The organism is Cohnella silvisoli (genome assembly GCF_021190915.1).
GTDB lineage: Bacteria > Bacillota > Bacilli > Paenibacillales > Paenibacillaceae > Cohnella > Cohnella silvisoli.
Genome location: NZ_JAIOAP010000001.1, coordinates 812,406 through 830,838, shown reverse-complemented (window position 1 = coordinate 830,838; position 18,433 = coordinate 812,406). Strand labels below are relative to the sequence as shown.

The following is an 18,433-nucleotide window of genomic DNA, read 5'->3' as shown; positions in this document are numbered from 1 at the left end:
CTACGCCTCGCCTCTTCGGATCATATCTTTCATTTCCTCAGAGGAATAATAATTTCCTTCTTTGATATCCTTCTTAGCCTGTATCAGAACATCCTTTAGCTCACTGTTACTCTCCATATCCTCAACTACTGACGTCCTAAAAATATCATTCTCCGCAATCACGCAGATTTCATATTTCGTCCCATCTATCTCGAAAGTCGTATCGCCATCATCAATTATTAATTTAAGCAACTCAATTTGTTGTTCCTTCAACTTTCTCATGAAATTAACCCTCCTCAATATCATGATCAATCACTTTATTATTTATGTTCACTTTATCTTATTTGTCTAATATTATACTTTATTATACATCAAGCGTAGTTCAACAAAGCATTGTTTTTCTTGAATGAGTATAAGTCAGGGATGTAACAATCGACTGAAATCGAAAAAGTGGCGTTGCAGGAATGTCCTGCTCCGCCACTTTAATTTAATTATTTATATGGCTATCAAGTTAGCTCAGGTGGACGGGAATCGAATAATCAGGATACAAACGTATACAGTCGCCCAAGGACTTCGAGACCGCTTACTAGATTTAACGGCAGGATTTGCCGCTATCTCATCACAAATGTCATTTTTCACAGGGATAACGGCAGCGATTGCCGCTATCGATCCAATTATGCCTCGAAATTATTAAGAATTCCTTGAATAACGGCAATTACTGCCACTATGAGTATGGGAACGGGTAGCAACTGTGATATAACGGCAGGATTTGCCGCTATATCAAACCACTTCGATTATTTCTTACTGCATGATTACTCTAACTGACTTCGCAGCGCCCTGAGTAAACTTGATAGCCATAATTATTTATGATGGTCGCGCGGCAACTTTCCGCTCCAAATTACATCAATACAGCCGATTGCCCCGAGCTTTCTTCGGACTCTGAATGATGAGCCGCATCCTCCAGAAATCTTTCGCAATCGAGCGCCGCCATGCAGCCTGTTCCCGCAGCGCTGATGGCTTGGCGGTATTTATGATCCTGCACGTCTCCGCAAGCGAATACGCCGGGGATATTGGTTTCGGTCGTGCCGGGATTGACGAGCAAATATCCGGTTTCATCGGTATCCAGCTGCCCGTCTAAGAAACGGGTATTCGGCGTATGGCCGATTGCAACGAATATGCCGTCGGTATCAATCACTTCTTCGAGTCCTGTTTCGTTATTCGTAACCCTCAAACCAGTAACACCGAGCGGGCCGCTCAACACTTCCAGCGGAGTCCGGTTCAGGCTCCAACTGATCTTAGGGTTGCTGCGCGCGCGATCCTGCATGATCTTCGAAGCGCGAAGCTCATTGCGGCGATTAACGAGCACGACCTCTGACGCGAAGCGAGTGAGGAAGTGGGCTTCTTCCATCGCGGAATCTCCGCCGCCAACAACGATGATCTTCTTGTTGCGGAAGAAAAATCCGTCACAGGTCGCGCAAGTGCTTACTCCTCGTCCGACGTTGTCCCGCTCGCCCGTAATCCCTAAATATTTAGCCGAAGCGCCAGTAGAGATAATGAGCGTTTCCGCGGTCAATTCACCCATGCCTTCTACGGATAAGGTGAACGGGCGCTTCGACATGTCCACTTTATTAACCCAGCCTGAACGGAATTCCGCACCGAATCGCTCCGCTTGCTTGCGCATGTTCGCCATGAGCTCAGGCCCCATGATTCCGTCCGGGAACCCCGGGAAATTTTCCACTTCGGTCGTTGTCGTCAGCTGTCCGCCCGGTTCGGGTCCCTCGATTACAAGAGGATTCAAGTTGGCCCGCGCCAAGTATATTGCTGCCGTTAGCCCCGCAGGGCCAGTTCCGATAATGATCGTTTTGCGCATCTTCATCCACATCCTTTATTTAAACTTGATCTATTTATAGATATAAAAAAATCATACCATTCACGCTAAAAAACTGCATGAAGGTATGATGAATGTTGAATGAAGATTTCATGAAGATGGAATTACTAAAGTCACTACAGTTGCTTATGGGTCGCCTTAACCGCTTCCGCGAACTCGGGCCATAGTCGATCTTCCTTGTCGTAAAGTCCGTAGTTGCCGATTAATCCGTTTCGGTCCCAGAAGTCGTACAAAGCAAACCAGTGCGACCCCACCATATACGGCAAACGAGCCGCTTGGGTTACGAACTTTCGGTAGCTTTCGCCCCGGCGCTTCTGATCCCGCACGTGGGTAAGCTGCGCACCGTTCGTAATCAGGTCGAATCCGGCGCTCCGGCCGGCGCCGAAGCTGAATTCCGTAATCATCATCGGTTTGCCGGTAATTCCATAAGCCCGATCCAAGTAATCTTTCGGTACGTCAAAGCTGTAGAAATTGACCGACATGACATCGACATACCTACCCATGACTTCCAACACGACATCGGGCGTGCTCGTGCCGACTAATCGGCAGCCCAAGATCAAATGATTGTTATCGTACATCCGCAAAATCTCGGTCGTTATACGGAAATAACTCTCGGCGATAATTTTCAGAAATTCAAGCTTATCCTGCTCATAAACCGACTCTACCGTTCTGTATTCCTTAATCCACAACAAATCCTCGAACGCTTCATATTCCGCGGCCCACAACTCGTTCAGCCTCTCGATCGTATGATAACGCTCTTGCAGGAATGCCACCCACGCCTTTTTGCCGCTGGCATCCGCCGGAAGTTTAATATAGTCCTCTACCAAATTCGTATCGTTCTTTCCTTTGCCCGGATCGTCCATCCCCCATTGTCCGGAAGTCCCCCACCAATGAAGCTCGTTATCCGTATATAATCCGATCAACGACGGGTCTTCCGCAAGATCCACGCCTTTATTGTAAAAGGTTTCGACCATGGCGTCATGCGCGGAAGCGGCGAAGCTCGGATCGAACACGTCGGGGAATCCATACCCGCCCCATCCGTTGTTAACCATCTTCGATTTCCGGGAACAGCGAATCTCAATCGTCTTAGGGATTGCCAGCTTCGCGAAGTAATTATCGTGCCAAGCGGCCAGCGTGTTGAAACCAAGCCCCCGCACCTCGTCAATCTTGTCGGCAGCCCAACGCTCATACCAACCCGGACCCCCGTATTTGCCGATCAGCTTTTCTTCCATCGGAATTCCTAGCCCGTAATTAAAACAATTGACTCCCAACGAGTAGAAGGATTTTCCCGCTCCATCCTCGAACGTCCAGCGTCCGTTCACTTGCTTAAGCGAATAATATTTACTCATATTTTATCTCCTCCATATTTCCCTCTAATGGTTAACTCTCCCGGTATTCCTGCGGGGTAACGCTGAAATGCCGCTTGAACACTTTCATGAAGTAGGTGCTTTCGTAACCGACCTGCGCTGCGATTTCATAAATTTTCAAATCGGATTGCTTCAATAAATGAGCTGCTTTGCTCATCTTCAATTGGTGCAAATAGTCGGTTAGCGTTTCACCCGTCTCCGATTTGAACACTTTAGATAAATAGACCGGATGCAGGTGAACATGATCCGCTATCGCTATAAGCGAGACATCTTCCGCAAGATGGCGCTCCACGTATTCGCGTACCTGATCCAATATCGTCGTTCTAGCGCTCTTCGTATGAATAGCCATATCTTCCTTCAACCGGCTTAATACGCGAAGGGACCAAAGCGTAAGTTGATTGCCCGAGCGTAAATCTTCCGCTTTGCCGACCATTCGATATTCGTTAGGGATTAACTGAGCCAATTGCTGCCCATTCTGGTGCGCCATGTTGGAGAAGGTAGCATAGATGACATAGAAAGCTTCCATCAGATGCTCGCGCGAATCGCTAAACCGTTCATTGATTTCACCCGAAATCCGCAGCAGCTTATTTTCCGCGTCAATCCACTTGCCCGCCTCCAGCAAATGCAGCAACGTCGGCGTACGATAGAGCTCATCAAGCGAATTAACTTTGAGCTTCTTCGGTTCATCCATCATCGTGAAAAAGTAGCCTTGATCGCTGCCGATACGCGTCCTCATTGTGGATATTGATGTCTCATAGAGCTCACGGACATCCCGGGGAAAACATCCCCACTGGCTGATCATCAAAGAAATGCGTCCTCTTAAATAGGTTTGGACGTTTTTCTGCAACTGCGCCGCCAGCCGCTCGATTAACTGTTGCTTTCCTTTGTCCGCGAGCCTGTCTTCCATTAGGAGATCAGACTTATCCGCGGCATCGAATTTAATGGAGAACACCAGAAAATCATGCGCGTCTTTGTAATACCAGAGCTTAAAGTGTTTGCCGAATATTTCCTCCGTAATGTTACAGACGGCATACTCCAACAGATGCAGGCTATTCTCGTCATAATTGACGAATTCCTCCTCTAGCCGAATGATCATCATGGCAATTTCATCCCCTTCGGCAAAAGGGATTTCCAGAAAAGCCATCTGCTCCTCGAGAAACGCGCGCGAAATATAATGGCCGTTTAATATGTCGCTTAATAATTTGCTGCGCATGAAAGGACGATGTTGATACAGCTTCGACATCGTTTGCTGAACGGAGCTCACCTGCTCCCATTCCTGCCTCAGCTTCTGCTGTACGCCCCGCACCGTTTCGATGAGCTCTTCCGTACGAATCGGCTTCACCAAGTAATCCATCGTTTGCGAACGGATCGCTTCCTGCGCGTATTGAAATTCGGCATGCCCCGATAAAATAATGCACCTGGTGCCCGTCCACGTATTAAGGATCGCATGGATCAGCTCAAGCCCGCTCATGCCTGGCATCCGTATGTCGGTGATGACAATATCGATGGAGTGCTGCTTCATCAATTCAAGCGCCTCATATCCCGAGGCAGCTTGATAGACAACCTCAACATCCAATTGACCCCATGGCACGGTAAGCGCAATGCCTTCGCGAACCGACGGCTCATCATCCACAATCATCAGCTGAAACATCCTGATCCCCCTAAGCTTTACGTGATGTTACAAGTACCAAATCAGGGTTACCGTCAGCCCGCCCTCTGCCGAATGCTCATATCGAACGCCCGATCTGTCTCCGAAGCTAAGCATGAGCCTCTGGTTTACGTTCCAAATCCCGTAGCCCATATCTTGCCGCATGGGCATGTTCAACTGTTGCGTTAATTCATCGAGCTTCTCCGGGGAGACGCCGATTCCGTTATCTTCGACTACGATTTCTACCCGGTTCCCTTCCCGTTTGCCGGATATACGAATATGGCCCCCATCGATCTGAGGTTCGATGCCGTGAATAACCGCATTCTCAACGACCGGTTGCAACAGGAGGCGCGGTACTTCCAAGCTAAGAACTTCCTGGGGAAGATCGATGGAATATTGAATTCGTTTCATTCGCAAATTTTGAATTTCCAAATAATTCACGACAAGCTGTATTTCTTCCGCAAGAGCTGCTTCCTGTTTCTCCGAGCGGGTTGTGTATTTATAATAATCCCCTAAATTCATGGCCATCTTCTCGACCGCATCCTCTTTGCCCAAGCGAACCATATTGACGATGTAATAGAGGCAGTTATAGAGAAAATGCGGATTGATCTGCGACTGAAGCTGCTTCAATTGCGCATCGCGGGTAGCCAGCTTCTGACGATATACATGGTCAACCAATTCGCCTATCTGTCCGGTCATTTCGTTAAATTGTTGAAATACGAACCGAAATTCATTATGCGACCGATTTAAGATACGCGTGGAAAAGTCGCCCCGTTTGACGCTTTTCAGACTACGCACCAAAATCCGCAGCGGAAGCTGTACATGACGGTATAACAAGAACGCGGTAATGATCCCCACAACCAACAACATTCCGATGGAAACATAGAAGAGCCGGGTGCTTTCCTTCATCGGCATCAGCACATGCTGCATCGGCACGAAGTCAACGAGCGTCCAACCGAGCGCCGGGGATAAAATACTATTGACCAAATAAGATTCCCCGTTTAATTGAAGGTTGAACGAGTCTTGCTCGTGCTTCGGGCGGCTGTTCAGAGCCTCAGTAACTTGCGCGACTACGCTCCGATCGGCAGAACTGTTGGCAATAACGCCTGTCCCTTGAAGAAACAAAAACGGGTCACCCTGCGCGGATTGCTTATAATCATCAAGCATGCTGATCAAGCTGCTGTCGGAAAAGCGGATTTCAACGATATTGTCCGCGCTTGCCGGATTATAATAGGCGGAATAGGGAGTTGACGCGTAGAAATAAAAATCGAACCTTCCGGAATCCGTACCCGGAACTTTCCATGCCTTCCATTGGCTGTTTACCCGCGATTCCAGGTATTGCTTGTCATAAGGTACAACGGAGGCAGGCGATATCACTTGCGCGGACAGCGGGAAATATACGGATATCGCCATCGGCCATTCCATCGTATTGCTCTGAACGGCAATGCGGGCTTCCAGCTGTTTTTTGAATTGAATGACGTCAAAGTATTCCTTGAAGCTGTCCAAGGAATCGACGGAACTTAAAGAAGGATCCGCGCTAAGCAGAAACCCGCTCCTTGACATGTGATTGACTTGGGTATTCAGGCGATTCTGCAAAAATGACAATCGGCTCACAAGCGACTCGCGCAGGGTGTCCTGAACGACTTTCACCGACACCAAATTGGAATATGAATAAAGAAGTACGATAGGTATTAACAAAAGCACAATGAACAGCAGGATTTTATGAAAGATCGTCCAACGTGTTTCCTTCATAGCAGCATCGCATCCCTAAGTTGGAATCTGTATTCCACTCTATTATGAATGGATTATTCTCCTGCCGCCATCACTCTCTATTCTTTGACAGCTCCTAAGATGACGCCTTTTACAAAATATTTTTGCAAGAAGGGATAGACCAAGAGAATGGGTAAGGCTCCGATAAAGATTTGTGCCGCCTTCACCGTACGATTGGAAATGTCGGCTAAAGCTTTCGGATCCATCGTGATCTTGCTGAAATCTTGCTGTACGATGATCGTTTGAAGCAGAGTAGCGAGCGGATAGTTTTCGGATTTCGTGTTATAAATCATCCCGTCGAACCAAGAGTTCCAATGGCCGACCATGGTGAACAGAGCCAGCGTTGCGATGGCCGGCAATGACAATGGCAAATATACGCGAAACAGCGTGGTAAAATGACTTGCGCCATCGATATGCGAAGCTTCCTCCAACTCTTTTGGAATATTGCGAAAGAAATTAAGCATTAGAATCAGGGAAAATACATCCACCGCGCCAGGGAGAACCAATGCCCAAATCGTGTTGTTAAGTCCAAGCTTCAGAATGAGAATATAACTCGGAATGAGTCCTCCGCTAAAAAGCATCGTAATGACGAAATACCAAATATATAAGCTGCGCCCTTTGAATACGCGCTGTTCTTTCGATAAGGGATAACTCGTAATCATCAAAAGCACAAGAAAGATTAAAGTGCCTAACAGCGTGCGGAATACCGATATTCCCATTGAAGAGACGAAATTACGATTTTGGAACGTTTTCCGGAAGGCATCGACAGTGAAGTCTATCGGCCAGAAATTAACTAGGTTGGCGTTAGCCGCAGCTTTGCCGCTAAACGCGACGGCCAGAATATGAACCATCGGCAGAATACAAGCGATAGACAAGAGCGATAGAAAGGTAACATTCACAATGGAAAAAATGCGTTGACTTGGAGATTTATAAACCATACGAGCTACCTCCTTGAAGATATCTAGAAAATGCGATAGTTAGCCCATACGTATGCCATGCGATAGGAGATTACGATCAGGAACATGCCGATAACCGATTTGAATAAGCCGACTGCCGTACCGAAACCCATATTCCCTTGCACGATAGCGGTCCTGTACACAAAGGTATCGACAATGTCTCCTTTCTCGTACACCATCGAATTGTACAGATTAAAGATTTGATCGAATCCGGCATTCAATATGCCCCCTAATGCCAGCGTCCCGATTACGATCGTAATGGGCATCATCGCAGGAATAGTAATGTGCAGTGTCTGCTTCCAACGGTTTGCCCCGTCTACGACAGCCGCTTCATACAAGGAAGGATTTATGCCTGCCAGCGTTGCTAAGAAAACAATGGTGCCGAAGCCGAATTCCTTCCAGACATGGCTGACCACGACCGTAAAACGGAACCAATCTCCGTTGCCGAGAAAAAAGATCGGTTCGATTCCGAACACGTTGTGCAAAAAGCGGTTTACCATGCCGCCGTCAACCGAAAGCATATCGATCAGAATTCCGCCGAGAATGACCCATGATAAAAAATGAGGCAAATAGACGAGCGTCTGCACGGTTCTCTTGAAAGCCAATTTGCGAACTTCGTTTAATAACAGCGCGAAGACGAATGGCACAACGAGTCCGGCCGCGATTTTCCAGGCCGAAAGAATAACCGTGTTCCAGACCACTTGAAGACTGTCCTCTTGTCCGAAAATCTTATGAAAATTATCCCACCCCACCCACTTGGAACCGCCTATGCCTAACCACGGCTTAAAGTCCTGAAACGCCATAATAACCCCTAACATCGGGACATAAGCAAAGATGAGAATCGCGACAACGGCAGGAACCATCATCGCATGAAGCTGCCAATTCCGCTTCCAGTTCCATCCGCTTTTGGTTTCATAAGCTGCTTTGTTCATCCGTGTACCTCCTCTCGCTGAGTCGAGTGCGAATAAAAACGACAGAACAATCCATGAGCTGGCATGGGCTTACCCACGGATTGTTCTGCCCGGCTTCGCCTTTTACTCGCCTTTGACCGTCTTGTACCATTCGCGAATTTCTTGAGTGAGCTGTTCTCCTCCGGCCGCGTTCCAATCTTTGACGAAATCGTCGAAAGAATCGAGGCTGGCATTCCCATACAAGATTTTCGTAAATGCCGTGATCTCCATTTTCTTCAGATTTTGCCACTTATCCTTATAGGTTGGAGTCGGCGCCCCGGTAAATAAATCATCCAACGTATATTGATGCTGGCTGACAACGATGGTCGCCGCTTCCATCTGCTGCTTCGTCGACGACATTGCGATTTTTTTCTCGTATGGGGTCGCCGGCTCCTTGCCGCCGTTAAGCTCCGCAAGAGTCTTAACGAATTGGGACGGAGTCCGGGGAGGAATGCCCAGGAAATACTTGGCAGGGTCTATATATCCTCCGGGAATGTTCGGGTCGAATACAGGCTTGCCATCAACGATGTCATAGTCATATCCTTTGGCAAATCCGTATTCGAATTCCCCTCCAGCCTCCGGGTCGTTGTAATGGTCATACAAATAATTGATATATTTGAAGTATATTTCCGGATGCTTCATCTCTTTATTAATCAACATTACTAAGCTGTGGGTTCCTTCGCTCGCTTGGCCTATTTTACCGTCAGGACCGGCTGGAAGCGGATAAGGTTTCACGATCGCTCCCGGTACATTCTTAACGACATCCTGCAGCGGCCAATTGTATAACCAGGTCGGACCGAAAGCGATGCCCGCTTTGCCGGAAATAAACAGCTCCGCGGCTTTCATCTCATCCTGCAGCGCAACTTCCTTGTGCAGATAGCCTTTGTCGATCCATTCTTTGAGTTTACCTAATGCTTGCTTGATTTCCGGTCGAACCGAGCCGTACACGATGTCGCCTTTGTCGTCTTTTTCCCATATTTGCGGAACCGCGCCATAAGCGCCGAATATTTCGCCGGTACCGATCCATGCATTATAGTTGTCCTTCAAAGTCGAAATCATGCCGTACGTATCTTTTTTATTGTTGCCGTCGGGATCTTGATTAACGAAAGCGTCCATGACCTTCTCCATCTCATCGATCGTCGTTGGCGCCTTGAGATGGAGCTTATCTAGCCAATCCTGGCGAATGAACATGGAATCATCGTGCTGCATAATATAGTCGATGCCCGGAATGGCCATCCTCTTCCCGTCACGCATATAGGGCAGCCACGCGTCCGGAACCTCAGCCATCGCCTTCTTATAGGCGTCAGAGGCGTACTTGTCGAACAACGCTCCGGCATCCTGAAATTTACCCGATTCGATTAACGCATGCGCTTCCGTCCCCTTGACTTCCAGAATGTCCGGTAACGGTTCGTTAGCCGACATGGACAACGTCAGCTTCGTTTTGAAAGCATCGTTCGCCACAGGCGTCGTCCACAAATATTTAATGTTGATTCCTAAACGTTCTTTCGCCCATCGGGTGAATACGTTGTCGTCGATTTTCTCGCCGTCTTTGAATTTGACGTCATCCCCTAGCGTACGAACGTTTGTAATCGTTACTTCTGGAGAGTATTTACCGTCTACTTCCGGCAACGCCTGATCTGCCGGTTGGCTGCTGCCCGTTTCACTGCCGCCGCTTCCGTCAGGAGATGAACCTTCATTTTTATTACCTGAACAACCAGCAAGCATTACTGCGACCAATACGGCCGATAAAGCGAGACTTGACCATTTACGCCATTTCTTATGCACACGCGACACCCCTTTGGACAAGATATTATTGCGCTACAAGATAAGTATAGGTAGCCATTAAGAACCCGTATATTGTAACCGTTTAACTTTCATTGGTTTTTGTTATCGGAAATAGAAGATGTTCATTCTCATTGTTCATTCACGTCGACGATCCTTTGCTCTCGTGCGGATCGATAGATAGCTTGCACGATTTTCAAATCTCGAAGTCCCGTTTCCGCCGATACCGGTGCGGATTCGCCGTTCTGGATCGCTCGCACGAATGCGGCATGCTGATTGTAGGGATTCGGCTCCACTTGTATATGAGTCATCGTCAGCTGAGGAAATTCCAGGTTCATCACTTGTCCAGGCTTCTCGCAGCGAATGTACTCTCCTTCGTGCGCCTCGCCCAGCATCAGTTCCACTCTGGTGTTTTCCGTGATTGTCAAGAATCCTTTCGTGCCATAAATGCTCAGAGTAAAATGATGGCTGCAATAGGACGCTTCCACGGAACCCAATATTCCGTTCGCATAATAACAGGTTGCCACCGTAACGTCGTCTCCGCCAATCAACGGTGAATGGCGGTTATGACTGAAAGCCATAACTCTCTCCACCGGACTGTCCACAAGCCATTGCACCATATTGAGCGGATGGAGCGCCAATTGAATCAATGCGCCTCCGCCCGTTTTTTCCGCTGAATTACGCCAATTGCCCGGTCTTACGAAAGTTTCGTTATTGGTTGCTGCCCGACAGCGGACGCTTGAAATTTCGCCTAGTTTTCCTTGTGTTATGATGGCATTAGCCTCATAAAACAGCGGGTTATCGAAGAAACTCATATACATCCCTGCTTGCAGTCCGTTTTTCTTGGCCGCTTGAACGATTAGCTCCGCCTCTTCGACAGTCGGCGCAAGCGGTTTTTGAATCAGCACATGCTTGCCGGCGTTTAATGCGGAGACAGCCTGCGAGGCGTGGAAGTGATTGGGCGTGCTTATATCGACGATATCGATATGCTGCGCCAGCGCATCCTCGAACTTAGTGCTCCAATGCTCTACTCCCATTTCCTCCGCCGCTTGGCGGCACACTGCCTCGTTAATATCGATGAGAAGGCTTAGCTTAGCGTTAGGAATTTGTCTATAGGCCATACGCGTGATCTCAGCCATCCCCCCGCAGCCGACAAGCGCAATTTGAATCGTCTTGTTCGTTTTCATACGCGAAATCCCTACTCTCCGAGTTAAACTTTCCTTTCCCTCATGAATACAAGGTAAGTATAAGATCGAAAAACATGGAGGCCTATTGTAATCGTTTAAGATCCATTGGTTTTTGATAAACATTATTGGCCGCCCACCGTTATAGTCGGTTTTTCCGACTTTAAGCCGAGTAGTGCTCGGTTTGCGCTCGTTATAGTCGGTTTTTCCGACTTTGAGCCGGGTGGTGCTTGGTTTCCGCTCGTTATAGTCGGTTTTTCCGACTTTGAGCCGGGTGGTGCTTGGTTTCCGCTCGTTATAGTCGGTTTTTCCGACTTTTAGTTGGGTGGCGTGCTTCGTCATCATGACCAGTAATACAAAAACAACCGCTACCGTCAATTAAACGAGGATAGCGGTTATCCATATCATCTGCCGAAATGCGAGACTGTCTGTTCGAAAATGACGTCAGACCCTGTCTCGATATCCGCCTCACGGTCGCCTATGCTGCAAAGCGAAAGCTTCATTAAGCTTCCTCGACTTTCCCACGAACGTTCTGCGCGATATCCTCTGCAAGGTTGAAACCGGCAACGTCTTCCGCCAGCCAAATGGCCGTCTTCTGGCGCTGCACGCCCGTATCGCGGATAACGTTATGTTTGAATTCATTGTCCGCCGACGCTCCGTTAACGTAAATTCCGTAGCCAACCTCTTCGTTTCCGTTATTTTCGATGATATTATTCGTCCAGACATTTCGATTTGCCCCGTTGCTTGTTTTCTCAGGCCGGAAGTAGATGCCGCTAACGGCGTTATCGCTGATCACGTTATGCGAGAACCGATTATCGGAATCCTTATGCCCGATGGAGATCCCGTTGTCCCCATTGCGCGCGAACGTATTCCTCGTGAACTCCCCATGCTGCACGCGCCAGCAAATAAACAGCCCTGACTTCCCGTTGTCGCTGCAGTCGCACTCGTTCACGCGGGTATAGAGAGATCCCGAGCCTGGATGTAAGCCCGATCCCGTACAACCGCGGACAACGCAGCGATAGAGAGAAATATCCTCCGTTATTTGCCAACTGATGCCATCGCCATGAAAATCCTCCACAGTAACGTGCTCAATCAGACAATTATTCACCTTGTGCAAATAAATCCCGCCTGCCCGGCAACCGCCAGTCGGCCAATTCGCTTCTTTATTTCCTTGAATGGTCAAATTGCAGATTTTGACGTGCTCGACCTCTACTCCTTCGATAATGGAGCAAGCGTTCGTAACCGTTCCGCCGTCATCCGAATTGTAGTCTCTCACTAAATAGCGGTCAAAGTGCAGCACGTTGCGATCTATGGAAGTAATGGTCGCCTTGCTCTCCGCCCAGCCCCACTGTTGCGATTCGTCGTAAATTTGAATTCCCATACCGACACGGAAACCGCTGCCGTCCGCCACTTCTACCCGGAGTTCGCCATAGTCGGCATCAACCGTAAAGCGGCTTCTAACACCGTCCGATTTGCGCAATATCGTTTCCGGCCCTGCTCCTGTAAACGTCAACCGATCAATCAGCCGAATCGGTCCCGTTATCTCGAACGTACCCTTGTCCAGCTTAACAATGCCGCCGCCTTGTTTGGATGCTTCATCGATCGCGGATTGGATGGCAAGCGAAGTAAACCCCGGGAAACAACTATCGGGACCGCCGACCGTGATCACACCGGCCCGGCTCAATAACACGTAATCTCTATTCATTCCTGCTCCCCCTCATATGCGCATTAAATTGATTTTAGCCGTCCCATGAATCATTGGCTCTCTCGCTTTTAATAAGATTCGATATACAGCGTTGCCCCAATTAGACTGCAGCCGTTTGTCGGTAAGCTCGATCCTCTCGAAGTTCCAAATAAAGCTTTCCGCATCATATCTGACAACGACATGCTTGCCGGGATCATATTCCAAAATAAAAGAACCACTCTTCCCCTGTACCGGCTCGCAAACAGTCATAATGCTGAAATATAATTCGTCTGTCGGTTCGTTCAGCGAATAATGGTCCGTGATTTCAACTGCCGCTTTCTTGTCCCGAACGAGGCGGAAAGAACGGCTCCAGGAAATAATGCCCGCTTCCTGGGGGTAAGCCTCGGAGATATCGACCTGCATCTCCGAATCGTTGCCGAATTGCCGATAGCTCGCCTGCTTCGCCCGGAATCGTCCGCCGTCCTGCTGCATCACGCCCCGTACGGTCGGCAAGTTATGGTAGGCGGATTGCAAATACCACAGCTCAAACCGCTGGGGACTGAACGTTTGCGAAGTGTATGCCTCTGTGCCCAGATCAATCAATACCGGCAGTCCATCGGCATACACGATAAATCCGCCTACGTCGTTGTGATTATGGGACTCCAGATTGTGGCCCCCTTTGGCCGCCAAATAGAGCCCCTTCTCGCTGCCTTCCGTCTCCCTTGCCGTCATGACCTGCGCATGCGCCATCCAAGAGTCCCTGACATAAGGGGCTTTAACGCCATATGACTTTCGTTCCTTCTCCTGAAAAATATCCCGGATGTATCTATAGAGGGGGAACCAATCAATGGCGCCCACTTTACGCCGGGAGGTGCTCGCTCCAAGCTGCATCAGATTATCGTCCTTAATACACTTCCCGTAACCGAACGCGACATCGCCCTGCATACCCGCTTTCGCATCCCCATCGGCGAAATCAACGCAATAATCGCCATGGATGTGCACCTTGTACAAATACCGTCCGATCTCCTTCACGATCGGTTCATTAAATATATTCACCTTATGCGAAGAAGCAAGGTCCAACAGTTCTAAACAATCATATAAGGAGCCGCCCGATCTGCTCCAATACATCGGGCCTTCATCGCAGCAGCCGTCCGGCGAATGGGTTGCGATAAATACGTCCAGGCTGCGCATGACTTTCAAGATGCCCCGCTCCCGAATAAACGCATCCTTTTCCAATACTAGGAAACCCATTAGAACGCTGCTATTGCACCAAGGGTTCCAGTTATTCACGCGCACGCCTTCTAGAAAACCCATCCACCAGTAATCGTCATGTTCCAAGTAAGGCATCAGCACGCGATTGCGCACTTCCCGTTCAATGCGTTGACCAATCCTTGGACTGATTGAATCGAATTGCTCTTTGAGCAAATAATACGTCCATGTGAGCAAGGCTGCCGTTTCCGAGCTGCTAAGATCGACAATATGATCCGCCTCATCCGGCAGAAGTTCCCCCAGATTCACCTTTTGCAAATACGTGTTTGCCATCGGCTGCATCCAGCTCGTTTCCTCGCAAATACAGAAAACCCCATTGATGATCTGGTCCAGATACCGCCCCTTTCCTTCGATGCACTCCGCAATCGCCAAAAAACCAAGAACGCTGCGCCGCTCCCAATGAGGATTCAAATAGCCGTGGATATCGCCTTTGCGCTTTAGCGCCATATAATGCTCCATTTTTAATGCCGGCCAATTAAAGTCGAAATATTGTTCCGCAAGGGATACCCACTGTTCCTTCGCCTCGGACGAAACGTCGTTCCATGCTCCACGGTCCGCCGCATTCGGAAAAGGCTTCAATTGATCGGCGCTCAGAAACACACCGGTTAGCTCCAATTTAGCAACCTTCTCAAGCAACATAGAAAGACATCCTTCCGCAGGGGGAATCTGATTCCGTTTAACGATAAACCCTGATCCGTTAACGGCCATCGTTATGATTATAAAATCCCCGATGCCTTTCATCTATTGTAAACATTCATTATTCATAGTCTTTTGATAGCTTTTTTGTTGTCATTCGAAGAAATCAATTGACTGGGCTCCTAGAAAGTCGAATCCCATCTTATCGTCCCATAGGTTAAAAGAAATAGGATCCGGCATCGTTCGCCGAATCCCAACATCCAATCCTATTTCACGAAGAACGTCGCGTCCTGCTGGTCTAGCGCCGTCGTAATCGAGGTGATATACAGCAGGCCGTTCATGTGCCTCATGTATTGACCCGGGAAGCCGTAGGTCTCGAATGAGACCCCCGCGGAATTCGCCAATCCCGCCCGAATATACCAGGTCGCATCGTTCTTGAACAAGGTCGTGTTGTTATTGGCGTCCATCCAGATTTCCCCGTTTCGGTGTCGCAAGAATTGGCCGGGGAAGTTAACCGATTCTAAGGATACCGCTGCCGGATTGGCCAACCCAGGAACGATCTTCCACTCGGAATCCGCGAAGTATGATGCCGGATTCGGGCTGATCTTGCCTCTGCCGGACTGGTGGCGAATGACCGTATTGGCAATGTTCAGGCTCTCGAACTGATTCTCCGGAATATCTATATCGACGCGCACCATCTTCCACTGCTGGGTATCGAGCCCGTTCCCAGTCCATAGGATGACTTGAGTTCCGGCCGGAGAGCCGGCTCCCGCATTATCCAGATAAAGGCCGCTATGCTCGTTCTTGCTCGTGTAATAGCCATTTCCGACGTAATCGAATTTCCACCTCTGCGTATCCAAATAGTTATCCGTCCATTGGTTCACCTTGGTTCCGGGTGCCGTCGCTCCGTTGGGGTCATCGAGCACGAGGTTGTTGTTCACGTTCATGACCCGGAAATAGCCGTTACTTCGGTAAGTCAATTGCCACCACTGAGTATCGAGCCCGAGATCCGTCCATTGGATCGCTCTCGTGCCAGCTGGCGATCCACCGCCTGCATTGTCCAGTACTAGGTTATTGTTCTTGTTGACGAGCTTATACTTAGCTCCGGATACGATAATGGAATCTCCGTTAATCTGACCCACATTGGCTCTAATCTCGTTACGGTTGCCGACCTTGACCGTGTTGACTTCCAGCAGCAAAGAATCGCCAAGGGGCAGCAGCGTCCCGCTCCAGCCCGGCACCGTGTTCAGGTTGCTGCCCGACACCGTGAGCGGAGCGTCGATCTCCGACCAAGTTGCGCCATTGTCATTGCTCGTGAACATCTTATTATGAGAAGAGACGACGTCCGTCATGCCCCGCACATACAATCTGCCGTATGTGCTGCCGTCGTCGACGTATGCGACCTCCGGAGCCTGGGAGGCCCGGTAATATTTCGTACCGACTACGGATCCGAGCGTTGTCGGATTCCCCCAATTGATTCCGTCCGCAGATGTCTTGAAACGAACGGCAAAGTTCGGAGTTGCGCCCAAGTGCTCATAGAACATAAAATAAGTGCCATTCTTCGCGCGGGTAACCCTTGGCATTCCGGGGCGCCAATTCCAATCGGAGGTGCTGCCCACGATGATGCTGTAATTGCCCCACGTCAAACCGCCGTCGCTTGAGATTTCCAAAGAGATCGTCTGGTTGTAGCCCGCCTGCCTCTCGTCAGAATAGTAGCAGATCAGCCTGCCGTCGCTGGCAACGGCAAATTCCGGCTCCCACGTATGGTGCGTGCCCGCTCCTCCCTGAGGAGCCAGATGGCTATGCAGCTGCCACGTTGCGCCATTATCGGTGCTTCTCCAGACATGGATGGTGTACGACGTTCCCGCACTCCAATCTGACGAAGCGAACAGCAGCGTGCCGGCCGGGTAAGCCCCGACTTGCTGCGGCAACACGTACAGCGTAGTCATCGCTTGCTGATTTCGATCCAGACCGAAGCTATTCGGATCGATTTGGCTGTAGTAAGACCACGTCTGACCGTTATCGGTGCTCCGGTAGAAATTGAACGGCTGCATTCCCGTCCACCCCGTGTTGACGGGGAATTTCCTCGTGAACGTCGCCAGCACGCTCCCGTCGCTCAGCTTAACGGCTCTCGCATAATAGGGCTCGGTCTCCGTGGCGCTGCTGTAGACGACCGATCCGGTCGTGGCCGCCTGAGCGGCCGGAATTGCGATTAATTGAGTCAACATGGCCAGCAATAAGGTCATAATTAGCATTAACCTTGATTTTCTTAACATCTCGAAACCTCCAATATAGATGGATTTGATGCCAAGCAAGCTTGCCTTCTCCTCATTTCTGACCTCCCTTCATTCTCCCGAAGGAACCGGGATATTCTGCGAGCTGCCGATCGGTCTTCCGAAGTCGGGCGTACCATCCGGCCGCCAGCCGAATTTCTGCATTCGGGTGCTGCGAAGGTTCGTATCCAATCCCGGAGCCGCTAGGGCGTGATACACAATCCAATCTTCCGTCCCGTCTGGTGATACGGTCAAGCTATTGTGGCCTGTCGCGTAAACCCCTTGTTCTTCGCATTTGCAGAATACCGGAGTCATCGATTTGTCCCATGAGGAAGGTTCCATAGGGTCGTCGCCTTCGTCCATCATCAGCAATCCCAAGGCATAATCTTCGGACCAGGTCGTACTGGCCGAATAGACGAGGAACAGCCTGCCGTTCTTATTCAGAATGACAGGTCCTTCATTGATCGCCATGCCTCCTTGCTTCTCCCATTCCAGGGTCGGCGCTGTAAGCAGTACGTTGTCCGCTTCAATCGCCCAAGGGCTGGTCATGCGTGCGATATAGATCGCGGTGCCGTATTCCGGGAAGTTGCCGTAACCGGCATACAGGAAGTACAATTGTTCACGGTGCAACATCACCGTGCCGTCTAAGCCCGGGTAAGCCGTATTGATGACCCCCCTCCATGTCCAATCGCCGTTCAAAGGATCTTCCTCTTCGTTCTCCAGCACGCAGATTCTTCGAGTTTGATCCCCTCCACCTTCGTTTGCCGTATAGTAGATGTACCATTTCCCATTAACCCGATGAATCTCCGGAGCCCAAAGATTATAGCTATAGGGACCTCCTTCCTCCGGCGTCCACACCACCTTGTTCTGTCCCGAGGCGACTCCGGTCATAGAAGCGGATTTCCGAAGCTCCAACCGATCGCCTTGGGTTGACATGAAGTAGTAGAAGCCATCGTTATGTTTGTACATCCAAGGGTCTGCAGCTCTCTCCAATACGGGATTCCGGAATGTTGCGGCCATATATGTTCTCTCCTTAGCTTAACTGTC

General features: G+C 49.5%; 13 protein-coding genes. All 13 read right to left on the bottom strand.

Translation table 11 applies throughout. The annotated features are described in order from the left end of the window. Window positions 1–261, bottom strand: a complete 261-nt coding sequence (locus tag K7P76_RS03415) for a hypothetical protein (protein WP_232183378.1) — start codon at window positions 259–261, stop codon at window positions 1–3. A 616-nt stretch (window positions 262–877) separates the two neighbouring features. After that, entirely contained in the window at window positions 878–1,849 is a 972-nt protein-coding gene (gene trxB / locus K7P76_RS03410) for a thioredoxin-disulfide reductase (protein WP_232183377.1), read from the bottom strand. A 134-nt stretch (window positions 1,850–1,983) separates the two neighbouring features. Further along, on the bottom strand, window positions 1,984–3,216 hold the full coding sequence (locus tag K7P76_RS03405) for a hypothetical protein (protein WP_232183376.1): 1,233 nt from the start codon (window positions 3,214–3,216) through the stop codon (window positions 1,984–1,986). A gap of 31 nt (window positions 3,217–3,247) precedes the next feature. Continuing rightward, complete coding sequence (locus K7P76_RS03400; protein WP_232183375.1) at window positions 3,248–4,885, bottom strand: response regulator transcription factor; 1,638 nt, start codon at window positions 4,883–4,885, stop codon at window positions 3,248–3,250. Between the two features lie 27 nt (window positions 4,886–4,912). Further along, window positions 4,913–6,634, bottom strand: coding sequence for a sensor histidine kinase (locus K7P76_RS03395; protein ID WP_232183374.1), 1,722 nt, complete (start codon window positions 6,632–6,634; stop codon window positions 4,913–4,915). Window positions 6,635–6,711: 77 nt separating this feature from the next. Then, window positions 6,712–7,590, bottom strand: a complete 879-nt coding sequence (locus K7P76_RS03390) for a carbohydrate ABC transporter permease (protein WP_232183373.1) — start codon at window positions 7,588–7,590, stop codon at window positions 6,712–6,714. A 23-nt stretch (window positions 7,591–7,613) separates the two neighbouring features. Continuing rightward, window positions 7,614–8,540 (bottom strand): ABC transporter permease, encoded by a 927-nt coding sequence (locus K7P76_RS03385; RefSeq protein WP_232183372.1) that lies wholly within the window; start codon window positions 8,538–8,540, stop codon window positions 7,614–7,616. 102 nt (window positions 8,541–8,642) lie between these two features. Then, on the bottom strand, window positions 8,643–10,343 hold the full coding sequence (locus tag K7P76_RS03380) for an extracellular solute-binding protein (protein WP_232183371.1): 1,701 nt from the start codon (window positions 10,341–10,343) through the stop codon (window positions 8,643–8,645). A gap of 128 nt (window positions 10,344–10,471) precedes the next feature. Beyond that, the gene (locus K7P76_RS03375; RefSeq protein WP_232183370.1) at window positions 10,472–11,527 is read right to left on the bottom strand and encodes a Gfo/Idh/MocA family protein; all 1,056 of its coding nucleotides are present in this window, start codon (window positions 11,525–11,527) and stop codon (window positions 10,472–10,474) included. 499 nt (window positions 11,528–12,026) lie between these two features. Beyond that, a complete protein-coding gene (locus K7P76_RS03370) occupies window positions 12,027–13,229 on the bottom strand; it encodes a right-handed parallel beta-helix repeat-containing protein (RefSeq protein WP_232183369.1) in 1,203 nt (400 codons plus the stop codon). A 12-nt stretch (window positions 13,230–13,241) separates the two neighbouring features. Beyond that, window positions 13,242–15,116: a heparinase II/III domain-containing protein gene (locus K7P76_RS03365; RefSeq protein WP_232183368.1), complete on the bottom strand. Its 1,875-nt coding sequence runs from the start codon at window positions 15,114–15,116 to the stop codon at window positions 13,242–13,244. Between the two features lie 263 nt (window positions 15,117–15,379). Next, window positions 15,380–17,389, bottom strand: a complete 2,010-nt coding sequence (locus K7P76_RS03360; protein WP_232183367.1) for an AbfB domain-containing protein — start codon at window positions 17,387–17,389, stop codon at window positions 15,380–15,382. Window positions 17,390–17,458: 69 nt separating this feature from the next. Further along, on the bottom strand, window positions 17,459–18,406 hold the full coding sequence (locus tag K7P76_RS03355) for a glycoside hydrolase family 43 protein (protein WP_232183366.1): 948 nt from the start codon (window positions 18,404–18,406) through the stop codon (window positions 17,459–17,461). Between the last annotated feature and the right edge of the window lie 27 nt (window positions 18,407–18,433).

Coding starts and splice junctions, on each gene's coding strand:
- K7P76_RS03415 (WP_232183378.1), bottom strand. CDS start 261: ATGAGAAAGTTGAAGGAACAACAAATTGAGTTGCTTAAATTAATAATT.
- K7P76_RS03400 (WP_232183375.1), bottom strand. CDS start 4,885: ATGTTTCAGCTGATGATTGTGGATGATGAGCCGTCGGTTCGCGAAGGC.
- K7P76_RS03355 (WP_232183366.1), bottom strand. CDS start 18,406: ATGGCCGCAACATTCCGGAATCCCGTATTGGAGAGAGCTGCAGACCCT.
- K7P76_RS03375 (WP_232183370.1), bottom strand. CDS start 11,527: ATGAAAACGAACAAGACGATTCAAATTGCGCTTGTCGGCTGCGGGGGG.
- K7P76_RS03390 (WP_232183373.1), bottom strand. CDS start 7,590: ATGGTTTATAAATCTCCAAGTCAACGCATTTTTTCCATTGTGAATGTT.
- K7P76_RS03370 (WP_232183369.1), bottom strand. CDS start 13,229: ATGAATAGAGATTACGTGTTATTGAGCCGGGCCGGTGTGATCACGGTC.
- K7P76_RS03385 (WP_232183372.1), bottom strand. CDS start 8,540: ATGAACAAAGCAGCTTATGAAACCAAAAGCGGATGGAACTGGAAGCGG.
- trxB (WP_232183377.1), bottom strand. CDS start 1,849: ATGCGCAAAACGATCATTATCGGAACTGGCCCTGCGGGGCTAACGGCA.
- K7P76_RS03395 (WP_232183374.1), bottom strand. CDS start 6,634: ATGAAGGAAACACGTTGGACGATCTTTCATAAAATCCTGCTGTTCATT.
- K7P76_RS03365 (WP_232183368.1), bottom strand. CDS start 15,116: ATGTTGCTTGAGAAGGTTGCTAAATTGGAGCTAACCGGTGTGTTTCTG.
- K7P76_RS03405 (WP_232183376.1), bottom strand. CDS start 3,216: ATGAGTAAATATTATTCGCTTAAGCAAGTGAACGGACGCTGGACGTTC.
- K7P76_RS03360 (WP_232183367.1), bottom strand. CDS start 17,389: ATGTTAAGAAAATCAAGGTTAATGCTAATTATGACCTTATTGCTGGCC.